Origin of the sequence: Iodobacter violaceini (assembly GCF_011601265.1) — a bacterium.
GTDB lineage: Bacteria > Pseudomonadota > Gammaproteobacteria > Burkholderiales > Chitinibacteraceae > Iodobacter > Iodobacter violaceini.
On the sequence record NZ_JAAOLX010000005.1, the window covers coordinates 283,211 to 297,996 of the forward strand.

15 protein-coding genes are annotated in these 14,786 nt (G+C 44.2%); 1 reads left to right on the forward strand and 14 read right to left on the reverse strand.

Annotation, left to right across the window (positions count from 1 at the left end):
- Positions 1 to 15: 15 nt before the first annotated feature.
- The 9 genes from HA050_RS11590 to HA050_RS11630 form a co-directional block, all read right to left on the reverse strand.
- Positions 16 to 1,578 (reverse strand): hypothetical protein, encoded by a 1,563-nt coding sequence (locus HA050_RS11590; RefSeq protein ID WP_166826089.1) that lies wholly within the window; start codon positions 1,576 to 1,578, stop codon positions 16 to 18.
- Positions 1,579 to 1,827: 249 nt separating this feature from the next.
- Complete coding sequence (locus HA050_RS11595; protein WP_166826092.1) at positions 1,828 to 2,805, reverse strand: PoNi-like cognate immunity protein; 978 nt, start codon at positions 2,803 to 2,805, stop codon at positions 1,828 to 1,830.
- A 42-nt stretch (positions 2,806 to 2,847) separates the two neighbouring features.
- Entirely contained in the window at positions 2,848 to 4,029 is a 1,182-nt protein-coding gene (locus HA050_RS11600) for a type VI immunity family protein (RefSeq protein ID WP_166826095.1), read from the reverse strand.
- A 3-nt stretch (positions 4,030 to 4,032) separates the two neighbouring features.
- Positions 4,033 to 5,010, reverse strand: coding sequence for a PoNi-like cognate immunity protein (locus HA050_RS11605; RefSeq protein ID WP_166826098.1), 978 nt, complete (start codon positions 5,008 to 5,010; stop codon positions 4,033 to 4,035).
- Between the two features lie 9 nt (positions 5,011 to 5,019).
- Positions 5,020 to 6,546 (reverse strand): hypothetical protein, encoded by a 1,527-nt coding sequence (locus HA050_RS11610; RefSeq protein ID WP_166826101.1) that lies wholly within the window; start codon positions 6,544 to 6,546, stop codon positions 5,020 to 5,022.
- The gene (locus HA050_RS11615; RefSeq protein WP_166826104.1) at positions 6,543 to 9,410 is read right to left on the reverse strand and encodes a type VI secretion system Vgr family protein; all 2,868 of its coding nucleotides are present in this window, start codon (positions 9,408 to 9,410) and stop codon (positions 6,543 to 6,545) included. The genes HA050_RS11610 and HA050_RS11615 overlap by 4 nt, the downstream gene beginning before the upstream one ends.
- A gap of 310 nt (positions 9,411 to 9,720) precedes the next feature.
- Positions 9,721 to 10,629, reverse strand: coding sequence for a hypothetical protein (locus HA050_RS11620; RefSeq protein ID WP_166826107.1), 909 nt, complete (start codon positions 10,627 to 10,629; stop codon positions 9,721 to 9,723).
- Positions 10,630 to 10,796: 167 nt separating this feature from the next.
- On the reverse strand, positions 10,797 to 11,174 hold the full coding sequence (locus tag HA050_RS11625; RefSeq protein ID WP_166826110.1) for a type II toxin-antitoxin system VapC family toxin: 378 nt from the start codon (positions 11,172 to 11,174) through the stop codon (positions 10,797 to 10,799).
- Positions 11,168 to 11,380 carry a ribbon-helix-helix protein, CopG family gene (locus tag HA050_RS11630; RefSeq protein ID WP_166826113.1) on the reverse strand — a complete coding sequence of 71 codons (213 nt, stop codon included), beginning with the start codon at positions 11,378 to 11,380 and terminating at the stop codon, positions 11,168 to 11,170. The genes HA050_RS11625 and HA050_RS11630 overlap by 7 nt, the downstream gene beginning before the upstream one ends.
- 392 nt (positions 11,381 to 11,772) lie before the next feature.
- Here HA050_RS11630 and HA050_RS11635 point away from each other — a divergent pair, with 392 nt between their 5' ends.
- A complete protein-coding gene (locus HA050_RS11635) occupies positions 11,773 to 12,285 on the forward strand; it encodes a transcriptional regulator (protein ID WP_166826116.1) in 513 nt (170 codons plus the stop codon).
- Between the two features lie 407 nt (positions 12,286 to 12,692).
- On the opposite strand, the gene HA050_RS11640 is transcribed toward HA050_RS11635, so the two are convergent.
- From HA050_RS11640 to HA050_RS11660, 5 genes are all read right to left on the reverse strand, one after another.
- Positions 12,693 to 12,878 (reverse strand): hypothetical protein, encoded by a 186-nt coding sequence (locus HA050_RS11640; protein WP_166826119.1) that lies wholly within the window; start codon positions 12,876 to 12,878, stop codon positions 12,693 to 12,695.
- Between the two features lie 14 nt (positions 12,879 to 12,892).
- Positions 12,893 to 13,093 carry a hypothetical protein gene (locus HA050_RS11645; protein ID WP_166826122.1) on the reverse strand — a complete coding sequence of 67 codons (201 nt, stop codon included), beginning with the start codon at positions 13,091 to 13,093 and terminating at the stop codon, positions 12,893 to 12,895.
- A gap of 72 nt (positions 13,094 to 13,165) precedes the next feature.
- Positions 13,166 to 13,363, reverse strand: coding sequence for a hypothetical protein (locus HA050_RS11650; protein ID WP_166826125.1), 198 nt, complete (start codon positions 13,361 to 13,363; stop codon positions 13,166 to 13,168).
- The gene (locus HA050_RS11655; RefSeq protein ID WP_166826128.1) at positions 13,363 to 14,208 is read right to left on the reverse strand and encodes a hypothetical protein; all 846 of its coding nucleotides are present in this window, start codon (positions 14,206 to 14,208) and stop codon (positions 13,363 to 13,365) included. The genes HA050_RS11650 and HA050_RS11655 overlap by 1 nt, the downstream gene beginning before the upstream one ends.
- 54 nt (positions 14,209 to 14,262) lie before the next feature.
- Entirely contained in the window at positions 14,263 to 14,514 is a 252-nt protein-coding gene (locus HA050_RS11660; RefSeq protein WP_166826131.1) for a hypothetical protein, read from the reverse strand.
- Positions 14,515 to 14,786: the final 272 nt, after the last annotated feature.

The window sequence follows — 14,786 nt, forward strand, 5'->3', positions numbered from 1 at the left end:
TTACTTAAAACAAAATCACCACCACTTAAATGGATCAATCGCAGTTTTAGATAGTGGCTGTTCATTAATATGATCTAGCTCACCCAATTTGAAATCCCTCATCCATTTTTTCACTGAATAATCAGAGGTCCAAATAGGGGAGCAATAACCTGCCATATCAAAGTGCAAACTAGGATTGATTAGTTTAATTTTTCCTGATTCCGATACCAAATCAATACCCCAAGCCCCACCCATCCTGCCACCTGCATAAGGATAGAGCTTAGTGGTTTGTACTACCGAGCCACACACAGCAATATCATCTGATTGTCCAGGACCATTCCAAACTTCATTTGATAGCGCTTTCATTATGCCAAATGAACTATCGGATATGATACTCGACGTGCCTGTTGCTGAGGTTATCCCTCCCGAATGATCCGAACGAGCCAAGCCCAAATAGTATTCCTTACTAATTGAGCCTTTAAAGCTACCAATATTAGGTCCACTCGTTTCTGAACCTAGGTTCACCTCCACGCCATCATCTATGCTTAAATAGGTGAACGATCCAGGTTTTCCCCCCATCAATTTAGTAATTGCTTCTTGGCCACCATTTTTATGCTGATCAACCGTCACGCCATCCCCTAAAATACTCGAATTCGGCACCCAAGTTTCACGGTGACGGATGTTGACTGAAGCCACCGGAAAAAACTTCATAATTTCTTTTCTAAAAAACTCATCACTCGGTACATTGGGTAGAGTTCCAGCCACATTAATCGGCACGATGGCCATATTAAAAGGCTTAGTAATGCGAGGCTCAAGCTGAGCTGTTTTAACGTCGTTCGCCGAATTACTATCCAGCACAGTGCCCGTTACGATTTCAGCCTTAACAGTGAGCTTTTCTGCCAGCACTTGCCCGGCTGGCCAGCGCACAAGATAACTGCGATTCAGATCAGGTAAAGAAGTGCTTTTGATTTCTGTGGTTGCCTGGCTACGATCTTTGTACACGCCCACATTACTACCATTATCAACATAATCCCGAGTGGTATAGGCAGCATAATAAATTGGAGCCTTATCGATTTCGACAGGCAACACACGCTGGCCATCCCGGGCAGAGACAACTTGACTAAAGACCTCGCTACCATCTTTATCTTTAGTAATAGTGACTTTTAACTTAGGCGCTTTTAAGTTTGCCACTGAGCCGGAAACGGCAACCCGGATCAAAACATCCCGATTAGCCGCCAACGCAAAATATGGCGAATCTGCAGTCTTCAGATTGATTTGCCCGAACTCAATTTTCTGAACGTTGACATCACCAGTGGCCACCGCTGCAGCAGACGAATCCCCATTGAACCCGTCTAGCGCTGCATAAGTGAATGATTCAGCCGCATCATTAGAAAATGCCATTGCATCCCCCAAAGCAGGAGGAGGAATAACTGGGTTAGGCGTTGGAACAACCACATTACCACCGCCCGTAGAAGGATTACCTCCAGACGGTGCAGAGTCACCACCACCTCCCCCGCCGCCGCAAGCAGACAACAACGCCACAGCAGCCAATGTCACTACAGGCAGCAATGCAGAATGGGGGGTATTTTTAACTGTCATTTTAAATTCCCTGTGTTTTCTTTGAAAGGTTATGCAGATGTATTAACAAAGACTACTTTACAGGAAATTTTATTTAACGAAAGAGTAACGCAAGGGAAAATGAAGCGTCTGGGAAATAATTATACGTAGTAACGGCGTAGTATTTTTTTGGTCAGCTAAACTATTCCAAAATATTTACTTGATACTACGTCATTACTACGTATTACCTTATCAACCTATTTCTAAGACAATATTATTAATCTTACTGGTTTAATCCTGATCAGCATCCCAATACCAAATCGTCGCACCGTAAGTAGAGTCAGGGAAATCTGGCATTAGCTCGCCCTGTTTAAACTGAGCACGGCTGTTTTGCTTGGCAGGGCTATACCAGAAGCCTGATTGCGAGCAAGGCTGGCTGGCGACAACTCTTTGTGGGCCTAAATCATTCTCGGGCGATGGTTGCTCTGTTCTGGAGCGGGCAAAGTCAATCAAGTCTTTTGGGTAATACAAATGATCACGATAGCTGCTGTCATCAACATCCCATAGAAAAGTAACTAAAGCGGCTTCAAAGGCCCAATAGCCAAAGTAAGAAGAATGGCCGACTTCATCTGTATGGGAGCCATACCAATAGCAATCTTTCATTTTCTTATACCAGCCATCCAGAAAAGCTTTAACAAAAGCAGGGCGCTCTTCTGCTGGGGAAACAATCACTTTGGCCAGAGGACGATAAACATCGGCATGCAGCAACGTGCGCTCAATTGGCCCAGTTTCAGGAGTAAGCTTTTGAACAATATATTCAAATAAACCATCACGGTGACGATTAAATTCAGCGTTTTTATTAATCCAGCCCATGATTCGAGGGATCTGCTCCTCATGACCGAGCAATTTGGCGAGAGACAACAACCACATTACGTAAACATAGGCATCTAATTGGGTGATTTCTAAAGTTAAAGCCTCCCCTTGCTTGCGCTCTTCAATAGAAATAAAAGAATCAAAGGCATCAATTGTAATGGTAAAACTTTGGACTAACTCTTGAATGGGGCTACCAGCTGTATAATTTAGAATTTGTACTTCTAAAAGAGAGCTGGCTATGCGCCACTTGAATGTTTTGATTGCTTTTTGACTAAGAGATTTATCATTAATAAGACATTCACTTCTTAATCTTATAGTCTCAGCTAAATCATTAGTGAATTCATTATAATGAGCTTCACTTATAAAACGCTGCCTGCGCTGTTTAGAAAAGCTCATTGAGTAATTAGCCCTATCTATTTTTAGCCATTATTCATGGAATTAGTTTTGATTGAAATCCCAATACCAAATCGTTGCACCGTAACTAGAGTCAGGGAAATCTGGCATTAATTCACCCTGTTTAAACAAAGCACGGCTATTTTGCTTGGCGGGGGTATACCAGTAGCCTGATTGCGGGCAAGGCTGATGCGCTTCGCAGCGCTGTATATCCGTGTTATTTTGAGGGAAAGGCACGACAACTGCATAGGCTACTGGCTCATCTGGAATATCAAAGCGCTTTAGCCATTGATCTGTAAGGTCTGGTGTAAACCTAGCCTCACCGGCGATCGAGCCGTAATGCAAATTGGATAGCTCCGCTACACGGGCCGGTTTTAGGATGCGGTTGGCAGCGATATAACTGGCGGGTAGCGGGCCTTTTTCTATCCAGCCCAGCTCCGGGTATTCCCCCGTTTTGACCATGATGCCGCCGGAGTAATTCAGTAAGCCAAGCCCCTCTTGTTCTAAAGCCGATGCCAGCACATCTTTGCCGCCCAGCTTAGGCAAATAATCGTCCGATAGAATCGTGTACCAGTTAATGCTTTTAAAACCTTCACGTAATTCGTCATGACTAAGGCAGCTACCGACATCAAAACATCTAAATTGCTCGGCGTGTTCCAGTTCTAAATTTTCATAACGATGATATTCATTACACTGCTGGAAACCTAGCCCAGCATAGCCATGCAAAGGTTGTAGCAAGCTGGCCCATTCGCGTAAGCGCCGCTCGAATACAATTAGACCGTTGCCTTGCAGCTCCTCTATAGGTAAGTAAATATTAAGGTACGAAATTCCTTTGTAATTTTTTTCTTTCCATCCAGCCATTGAGTATGCTTCTATAGCATAGCTGCCAACGAACTCATAGCCTGCGCCAGACGACCAAGTAAATTCAAGAGGATGAGTCATGGGTAAGGTTCTTACCCATTCGCTGCTGTTGGCATAATCACTGGCGGAATAGGCGCGGATTCTGTCCTGCCCATCCCCCCAATAGCCCCATTGAATATGCTGACCATAATGCAGGTGAAATTCTTGCATCACTTGAGCAATAGCTTGGCGGCGGGCAGGCAGATAAGCACCGACCATGTAAAACACGGCCACTAAGCCCCCTTGTAAGGTTGTTTTATTTGGCTCGTCTTCATCCACATAGGTGAAATGCCAGTTGGCCTCTTCCCATTCTTCAAAAAAGCTCATGACTTAATCCTGCTCAGCATCCCAATACCAAATCGTCGCACCGTAAGTAGAGCCGGGGAAATCTGGCATTAATTCGCCCTGTTTAAACAAAACACGGCTGTTTTGTTTGGCGGGGGTGTACCAGTAGCCTGATTGTGGGCAGGGCTTGTTAGCGACAACACGTTGTGGGCCTAAATCATTCTCGGGCGATGGTTGCTCTGTTCTGGAGCGGGCAAAGTCGATCAAGTCTTTTGGGTAATACAAATGATCACGATAGCTGCTGTCATCAACATCCCATAGAAAAGTAACTAAAGCGGCTTCAAAGGCCCAATAGCCAAAGTAAGAAGAATGGCCGACTTCATCTGTATGGGAGCCATACCAATAGCAATCTTTCATTTTCTTATACCAGCCATCCAGAAAAGCTTTAACTAAAGCAGGGCGCTCTTCTGCTGGGGAAACAATCACTTTGGCCAGAGGGCGATAAACATCGGCATGCAGCAACGTGCGCTCAATTGGCCCAGTTTCAGGGGTAAGCTTTTGAACAATATATTCAAATAAACCATCACGGTGACGATTAAATTCAGCGTTTTTATTAATCCAGCCCATAATTCGGGGGATCTGCTCCTCATGACCGAGCAATTTGGCGAGGGATAATAGCCACATAACATAAACATAGGCTTCTATCTGTGTGATCTCTAGAGATTCAGCTACGCCATTTTTTTTTATCTCATTTTTAATAAAATCATCGAAGGCATCAATTATTCCTATGAAATCAGCTGATGAAGTTTGAATAGATTGACCTGCTGTATAGTTAAGAATAAAAAGTTCTAACTTTTCAGATGCAATGCTCCATTTAAATGACTGCCTTGCCGCAGGTCGCAAGGATTCAGCATGTTTTAATTCTTCCTCAGATGTTCTTATCATATACAGCAGGCCGGCCATAAACTCTTGATAATGATCCTCACTAATGAAGCGCTGTCTGCGATTTTTATTAAATGTCATATTCCCTCCCTAAAACTCTGTATTATTGGAATCTGTTGATTTAGGTTTTCGTGGCTTTGCCACTGCAGACTCTAAATCAATTCCAGCGGCTTCAACGTCGATGAAAATATATAACTTCCCCACTTTAGTATCCCCCAGAGGCCCTGGCAGACAAATAAATATCCAACGAGAATACCCGCTTTTTACTATCGATTTTCTGATATCGGTGCTCTCTTCACGGCTCCGTGATTTGTCTTTTTGCAAAGCAGTAGGAATTCTTTTTTCCGTCCAAACAGTGCCCATTTGCTGGCCATCACACGTATTCTTTAGTCTGTTTTTTGCTTCTTTTTTTATCCCTTCGGTATCTTTTTCATCAAAGTGCTTAGCAATATTTTTTGCCTCAAACACCACAAAACGTGGGTAGGCAGGGAATGGAAATTTTTCATCCCATGAGTATTCAATGTTAGGTGGCCTTGTTTCAGCAGGAATGAATATTATTTTTCCTGATTTAGGCTGGGTCACTAATGCAGGAAATGGGCTAGGTTTGTTTTTTTCTTGTTCCGGCTTTTCAAACAAGCCATCCAGCCCTTTCCCTTTTGGTGGGTCAATTAAGCGCTTATACAAAAGGGATTTTTCCATGATCCCATAGCCATCATTTTCACATTCTGCGCCATTCTTTTTGTTCTGATCTACTTGATCTGTGCATCGATTGTTAGTTGTATTAGATGTCGCAGTATTGGCTTGGGTAACTTCTAAAATAATCAGTTTTTTCTTTTCTTCAGCCAGCTTTTTCCGACGTGTTTCACGCTGGGCCATTCTATCCAGCTCTTGCTGTTCCGTATCTTCCTGCATTGCATTGCCAGGAATGGTTAGCAGAAGTAAGCCAATCATAGCTGGGGACAAGGCAATTCGAGCCATGGATGCGAGGCGTGAAGGTGCGGCTGCCGTTTTAGGCATGGTCATAGGCTCTAGCGGCACATCCGTCATCGTAGGCAAGTAGCTTGGGCTTGGAGCAAAAGCAAGTTGAACTGGCGGGCCATTTTGCGCTAAATGGAGCGCAGTATCTTGTTGCTTTAAAATATCCAACCATGCCTTATGCTCTGATTTGATCTTGGTTTGCGCCCCTTTATAATCAAATTCTTCAATATATTTTCGGGCATCACCGTAGCCAATATGGTGCATAAAGGCTTTGATTTCAGACCACTCCCTGCCATCGTAAACCATATCAATCAGCGTGCAAGAAGCCCCGTAAGTCGGCATAAATCCACTGAAATAATACGCAAGAGAATCAGATGTTTTGCTGCGTTCTCCACCGCTGAGAATAGATTGCAAATAGTCTCTGACTAGCTGCAAAAAATCATCGCCATTATGAAAAGCCTGAATGCGGGAAAGCCATTGGCCTGTGATTTTTTCCGCGACTTCATGTTGAGCGATCAGTGCCGCTGGGTAAAACAAACCAAGAAACTGGCCGACTTCCCGCACTGCCATCCTAATTGCGTCTGTTGAGCTGGTTTCTACTGGAATGATAGAGATGACACGTTTGCTATTTATACTCATTTTTTTAACATGCCTTTAATGAGAGCCAGTGCGGCTTCCGCGTCGGAAGCAGAGCCTGCATGAGGATTCTCAGTTTTATTTTTTGCATTCCATTTACGGTTATCTTCACCTAATTTTACTTGTGCAGTACCAAGGGGGACGCCTTGAACTCGAGCAAAGCCCTTGTCATCCAATACCCCATTGATTTCTGTTCCATCTGGGTACTTCAATTTAAACGGAGCACCTTTAACGGGCTCCAGATCGTTATACCCATAGTTTAATTCTATCCAATTATCTTTATTTTCCGGCTTAGGCATAAAGGGGAAGTTTGAATCTAATTTCGCTGGCCCACTCAACTCATGGCTGGCCCCTTTAATACTCACTTCCCCTGGGCAATGGATCTCGATATTGCCCCCTTTTAGCCGGATATAGCCTCCACCAGAGGTGAAGAGCACTTCATCACCTGCCGCGATTTCTACTTTTTCTTTGCAGGCAGTGATTTTGATGTTTTTGTCTGCTGTGATTTCAATATCATCGCTCTGTGCTTGCAGCTGGATTTTACCTTTGGCTGCGATCAGCTTTAGCGCGACTTTGTCTTTTACTCCCGCTACAAACAGGCTGATATGTTGGCCGACATTATGAATCCAGCGGCGGCCAGAGGTTTGATTGCTGTCTCTTTGAGCAACTAAATCAAGGTTTGTGCCTGCGGTGATCGTCTGGCTCTGTGGCGTGGTGATGGCTACGCCGTCCTCACCATGTAGCAAGATGATTTGCTGCTGGCCAGCTTGATCTTTCGATTTGCTCTTGCCGTCTTTATCGGTGTTACTGCCTGCTTCTAAGCTTTTGCTGGCGTGCACATGGTGGTGAAGATGGCCGGTAGTGGTTTTGTCGCCTGCGCTGTTGTCTGACTTAACCGTTTTATCGCCATCGCCGGTTTCGATGGTATCAGCGAGTTGATTGGTGGCGGTTTCACCAAGGCTTTGTGCTAGCGCAAGGGCTGAATCAAGCTGGCTTTGCGCAGGGCTGTGATCCAGCTGTTTGCCGCTTGCGCCACCTTTGGCTTCGGTGCTAATCAAGAGACCGCTGGCGCGGATTGCGCCTTGTTTGTCGCTGCGTAATTCAAAGCCTTCACCGCGTGGCTCGCCTTTACCGTCGGTGCGCGGGTGGGTTAAGTAGCCAAGATTGAGCTGGGTTTTGCCGTGCTCGCTCGATAATTTGGTTCGAACTTCGCCCTTGGTATCATCAAACAGCAGCTCGCCGTATTGGCCGCCTTCATGCTCTTTGGTTTTGATGCCTGATAGCGTTTTATTAGCTGGTAAAGTACCTGCACCGCTGAAGGTGGGGACTGGATGGCTGCCGTTGTGCAGTACGCCGGTAACAATGGGGCGGTCGATGTCGCCCTCTATAAAGCTTACAGTCACCTCCATGCCCACCCTAGGAATGAACTGATGCCCAAAACTTGCGCCAGCCGATGATATTGCAACGCGAATCCAGCAGGATGATTTATCGTCTAGGTTTGCGCCAAACTCGGGATGTTCGGCGGCACGTTGCCAGTGGTACTGCACCTTAATACGGCCTTGCTCGTCGGTGTGGACTTCTGATCCAGCAGGGCCAACTACGATAGCGGTTTGCATGCCATGACTTTTAGGCTTGCTGTGCTCTTCATGGGCGAAGCGTGGAGTAATTGGCTGGCCGCGTCTTTGAGCGGTAAAGTCAGCTTGGTAAGGCTTGCTATCCTTAGCACTAGCGGTCAAAAGGCTGGGGGCGATCAGGCCAAGTTGCTGAGTCAAATCCACAGGCAAATTATTATTAGCGGTGAATTTTAGCTCAGTCACGGCAAATTCGCGTTGCTCGGCAGCATCCCAAGAATGAGCGGGGTGATCTTCTAGGCGGAACCACTGACCAGCCTGCAAAGCACGCACAGTACCAGAGCCGGTGAATGATTTCTTTTGTGCATCGAGTGCTTGCTGACGCAACTGCGCATAGTGGCTGAGGCCTTCAGAATCATTGGCGTAATACAGAGATTGCGGATCGTAATCCTCAAAGCTTGCTTGCAGCTGCTGCCCACCTTCGCCTTGGTCGATACGACTTTCATCAAAGCTTTGGTTTGTGGTGGTGGCCTTGTAATCAAAGCTGGCGAGCGACACCGAGCTGCTACCAATTTGGCGCTGGCTATTCCATACTGTAAGTGCGTCGCTTTCCTCCGTCGCATCTATCCGGTGAAAACGCACTTTTTCAGTTTCTGCTAGGGAAAATGCATCATCAAATACAAGCAGCTGTACCTGTGGCGTATCGCTGGCTAAATGTATAAATCGCCAGGCTAAGCCTTCCTCGTGCATCAGCCGCACTAAGAAATCAAAATCTGATTCTCGATATTGCATGCAGTAGGATCTAGGGGAATGCGTGCCAGAGAGTTTGAAATCCAGTGTTTGCACGGCAGCAAAAACGGGGTTTTTAGCCTGATGCTCGGCCAAGACTTGCTTCACAATATCCGGAGTCGATAGATCCTGAAAAACGCGTGAAGTGCGTCGGTATCTAAGCAGGGCAAAAGGTGGCTCTACTGTGAGAGCGTATTTAGCAAAGCCCCCATCTGAGCCTAAAAGTTGTGCTTGTGAAATTACCCCACAGCGCTCAATGGCGTCGCCATTTGCATCGGCCACAGCCAAAACAACCGGCAAGCCGAGCAGAGATTTAAGCTCTATGTCGCATGAGGGGGAAAGGCACTCAATCTGATAGCGATAAGCCCGACTAATTCCTTCACTGCCTGTTACACGCTGAGGCAAGAGCTGTTCGCCCCATGCTGCACCGTCGCCTAGCTGAAGAGAGATAAGGCGCTGATCCTGATTAAAAGCAGCGGCGAAAGAGGCAAGCAGATCAAGGGTCATGAGAAACCAAGGGCTTACAGGAGGGATTCTATATTACACGAAGCTTTATTCTCGCTGGTGTAGGATTGCAAACATCGTATGGTGTAATTATGAACATTGTTGAGTTTTGTAAGGTATATCGCTTATTACAATATCGCGATAGAACGCCCAGATGCCAGCGATATAACCTTATAAGACTAGGGATGGACCCAGGTTCACCCATTTAAATGAAAAAAATCAAACACATAATCAAGCAGATCAAGCTCTGTCTCTATGGCCAATTATCAGCAAGCCATGTAGAAAAGTGGAGTGACGCCTACAGTCTTTGAAGTCATTTACTCCTATTTTTGGCAATATCCTGCGCAAGTTTTAGAAGTTGGGTATTTCGTCGAGCACGCTCTGGAGAAGTATGAATCAGTGACTCAAAACGCTCAGGGGTGAAGAGTAGTTGTTTTGTAAAAATCGTCGGAGCTTTGGCTGCTTCGTTGGTTTTTGTAAAATCCTGAACTCGAAGAATTAAACTTTCAATCAGCGTACCGTCTTCTGCTTTAATTTCAGCTCGATGATGCAAGCACTGCAAATCAAGCGCATACCATGCGCTCCCCTTCTCAAGTCGCCCTGATGGCGAAATACTCGCCTGCGGCACTTGCGCAAGAATGAGTGTTGCTAGCTCAACATTTTCCCCTACTGGCTGCATAAATAGACTTTGCGTTGGACCAAAATAAGCAATCATCCAAGGCAGATTTCGAAGATTGGCTCCTGTATATAGGTAGCCCTCTGAATCAAACCATTGCTTAAGCATTCGTCCCGCAAATGCATCCGAAAATGCGAAACCGAAATCATCACGCAGAATAAGTACAATACGATCAAACTCAGCGATGGCCATGTCTATTAATTGTTGGGCAACTGGCCCCATCTCCCTTCGTACATGTTTGTTGTGTGAATGTGTTTTTAGCCTGTAGGGGCAGAATGCCAAATCAAGCTCATTAAATGGAAAACCTAAAATAGCCGTTCCTGTGTGGCTACCATATGGCCTCGGGCTGTTTTCTTTTTGCTTGTATACCCCTTTCAATTGAATAGGCGTATCGCAATATGGGCACAGGGCAAAATGCTTGTCATCTCCACGCAACTGCCCTTGTCTAAACCAAGGCGCACGTCGCCCCAAGAGTTTTTCGACGTTCTCCCGGGTGATTTTATGAATAGGAGTATATCCAGCTACAACCTTAAAATGAGCAACCATTCCCCTGCTCCTTGCATTTTGCCGGTGTTCAAAAAGAGTAATTGTTTTTTATGCGGTAACCGCAACGATTCTATCGTCTAATTGTAAAGCTCACTACAAGAGCCAAGCTTGTCAACCAGTGCGTTTCAGCTCCATGATTTCGGCTTACGGCATACACCGACTTTATTTTAATGATTTACCTGCAGTTGATACGGTATACGCACGCCAGGCTCATCCGCGTGAAAGTCTTTAGGGTTACGAGTGACCAGCAATAAATTATTTTCTTGAGCTGTTGCCCAAATAATTGCATCTGGTAGCTTTACCCTTTTAGCCTGCCTAATTTCAACGGCCCTGCGTGCAACGTGCATATCAACGGGCAGTAGTTCAAAAGATTGTAAAAAACTCTCTGTCTCAAGCCGGTCTAGGTCTGTGGCCCCTGCCATTACCTCCATCCAGGTAATCATGCTGATTGCAACTTCTGTATAACGGGATAGCTCGTTACGCGCTTCTTCATGGCCATTCAAATAGTCGATCAGAATATTGGTATCGAATAACGCCTTTACCATTCTTCTCGCATCCCGTTTTCATATTCCACCCCGTCAATGGGCCGTGTTTTCCACAAGCCAAATGCTTCATCTGTTTTAGGTGTATTGGCTTGAATAAATGCGTCAATAGCACGCCTCACAGCTTCAGCCCTGCTGATACCTGCTCGCTCACAAACCTTGGCCAACGCATCTATTTTGTTATCTGGTATATCCATCAGTGCCCGCATAGCAGCATCTCCATGTGTACGATATACATATCATATATCAAAGTCAGATAAAACCAAAAAGGCAATATTCTTCGCGCCATGAACGGCTCAAACATTCTGTCTTGAAACCCGTTCTGGAACACTTATAGTTGGTCCGATATTTGTATACATTTTTCGGACAAAAAAATCAGACTCATAAATTAAGGCACTCGATTAGCAGCCTTTATTCCATGAAATACTACGTATATGCTACGTATATCTTTAGCAAGATACAGAATGTAATTATTTATACTACGTATTGAATACGTAGTATAAATTGATCAATACAGACATAAAATCTAACTCCAATCTTTCCCTATAAATATTACTCTAGCCTTCACAGCGCTTTGTTAAACTATCATTTTGATAGGCTAATGAAATCGCCGATGGATGCTAAAATGCAGACCAAAACTCAGCTATACCACTATACGATGTGTGGTTTAGACAACGTTTATCTTGAAAATGGCTATACGCACACCCAAACCACTTATGGTCTAGCGGTTAAAATCGAAGACTCCGAGGGTCTTGATCGAGCAATCGCCGTTGCTCTTATCAATGGCAACGCTCACCTCAACGGAAAAGAAATACGGTTCATGCGAACAATGATTGGCATGTCCCAAGGTGATCTAGCAGCTCAATGGTTAAACAAGGATGCACAAACGATTGCACGCTGGGAGAAAGGCACAAACCAGATCCCTTGCGCTGAAGAAATGCTATTTAGACTATTCAGCAAGGCATTTTTGGATGGCAATGAGACTGTGCGGCAAGCCGTTCATTCACTTAATTTTATCGATCGTGTAAAAAGTCAGCCTATCGTTTTATCTAAGGCAGATGGCCACTGGGTCCCATCAACCCAAGTTATCGAGCCTGAAAAATATACTGGGTGATTTACGACTCCAAAAACAAAAAAGCCACGAAAAAATTCGTGGCTTTTTAACATTAAAGCTCCTTAACCTGTTGAGAGCTGGCGTATCAAAAATTGCGCCTAAAGTGCACAATTCCATGCTGTTCCACGGCAGAAATACGGCTGGTCTTAGAAGAGGCAAGCGCCTTAATTGCCCCAAAAGTAATCACTTTCCCTTCCAAAACTACGGGCCTTTTTGAGTGGGTAGCCCCTTCAGTAGTCACGCCGTTATGCTGGTATAGCAGTGAAGAATTGGACATCATTTTTCCTTAGCCCTTACACAAAAAAAATCGAAGAGACGTATTAGCAGTACCTCTCTTCGAAAATCCCAAACGTCATAAGCTCACACACAATAACGCGGCCTACTTCCGCGCTTCAAGCCTTCAAAATTCACGCACTCAAAACTGATAGAGGCCATGAGATATGGCATCTTGTTTGCTCTTCGGTTGTACAATTGCCCAAAATAACGCTTGCCAGTTCGTCGCTGATTTCACCCATAACAAAATGCGTTGGGATGAACTTTTTCATTCCATCAAGAATGTCATTTGAAGTGGTCAGTTTATTTTCTTGGCTCATTGTCTTGCTCCAGTTTAAGAGTGGGTTAATGTTGCTGCTTCTGGTTCGATTAAGTGATTGCCCAGCCAGATTGAACTCATCTCAGCAAGGCACACATCGAGTGACGAAGCTATTGCTTCCTTACCTGCTTGAACATACGTACTGCTCACATAAGAAAAAAGATCGAGCTGTATTGCCTCTTTACCAAAATTATTATCTCTAAACAAATCAAACATCATTATTCAATACAAACACAATACATTTTATTTATTCATAATCAATAGCAAAAGACAGATTAAATTTAATAATTAAAAATAGATTATTTGATCTAGGCTAGTTTCCTCACCAACCCTGCCTGGTGTATCTGAAACTTCATCGACCTGATTTGGATATAGACTTTTCATCAAATGAGCACGAAGAGATTTTGAAACAAGCACCAAATCCCCTTGATCAGAAATTTCATACACCCCTGTCTCTTGTCTCCCTCCTGATAGTTTTTTTGGCATTAAACCTGTCCATTCCTTCTCAATTTCAAAAGGTTTCGCACGGCAACAAACAACCCTATCGTGCCAAAATATACTGAATCTACAACGGCATTATCAGGCGTAGTTAGAAACACAACGTGCTCATTAAATGTCACGCGGCCCATGCTTTTAACCTCCCAATATTCTTTAGCTTCTGAAGCCAAGGTATGCAACGTCGGAATTTCAATACGCCCTGCTACAGATGAATTTATCACCATCAAGTTTTCTAAACTTGCCCCTTCAATCGACCCGGATACGTGCAAAATTGTCAGCATAAAACTCTGAAACTCTGTCTTAATAATCCAGTGAGAAACACACTCTGAAACCATCTGGTCGCGTCGTGGGACTTGAATTTGAATGACCTTAAATGCTGATTTTTTGGTATACCATCTACATATCGCTTTCACATAAATGTTAAGCATTTTTGGTAATAACCAAACCATTAACTTATGATCATTTGCGGGCTGGCGTAACAGAGATCTCGTAATCGAAAAGCCCGCAGCTACCATAAAAGCAATAACCGTAAACGTCTTGATTGCATTAACTTGAACCTGCTCTGGCAGCGATGAAAGAACAACCACCACGGCGAAAACCACTCCCAACAAGCTAATCCACAGCAAGGTTTTTGGCAACGCTTGCATGGTGATAATCATTGAGACAATTGCGAAAAAAGATAAGCACATGGCAATGCAGAACAAAAAATTTATAACCAGGCTAGGTAACGGAATTAATTGAAGCACGCATAACATTACGCCGAAGCAAATTAGAATCGCTTTGGAAATTTTTGACGCCAGCTTATCTATAAATAGTGGAGCAGTTTTAGACATACAAACCTACTTATTCATGTAAAAGAACGAGGCTCAGCACAGTTTTTATGCCCTTTAAATTTGATCTACTGGAGTACTGGATCGGGCGATATTGTCTTCAGCAATTTTCATAAAAGACAACTCAAGATCATCATCTGACATCTGATTCAAACCATACTTTAATGCGAGCCTGCCCAAGCGATCTATTTTAACTTTCAGCTCTTTCTGCTCTTCAGCCTTAATTCTTTTTTTCAAATCTAGCAGCTCAGCCCGATGTTTTGCCTCTTTATTTTTTAGCTCCAACACACCACTTTTAGCACCGGCCATCTCTTAATTCCCTTTAAAGAAGTTCAATTATTTAAGCCCCTATTTTACGACAGGGCTAGTGTCGCCTCGTTTGCTAAGTCCCCCTATATTTCACGCCATTAGTACACGTAAAACTAAAGCCGTAAAAAAATCACTTAATGAGTGATAATTAGAGAGACAAATCAATGACGTTAATTATCAATGATTTACCCCCATAAATAATGTGATACTTACAGGAGATTAAAAACTGAACGCAAAATAATGTTGACACTTACAAGTGTTTTACTTAGATT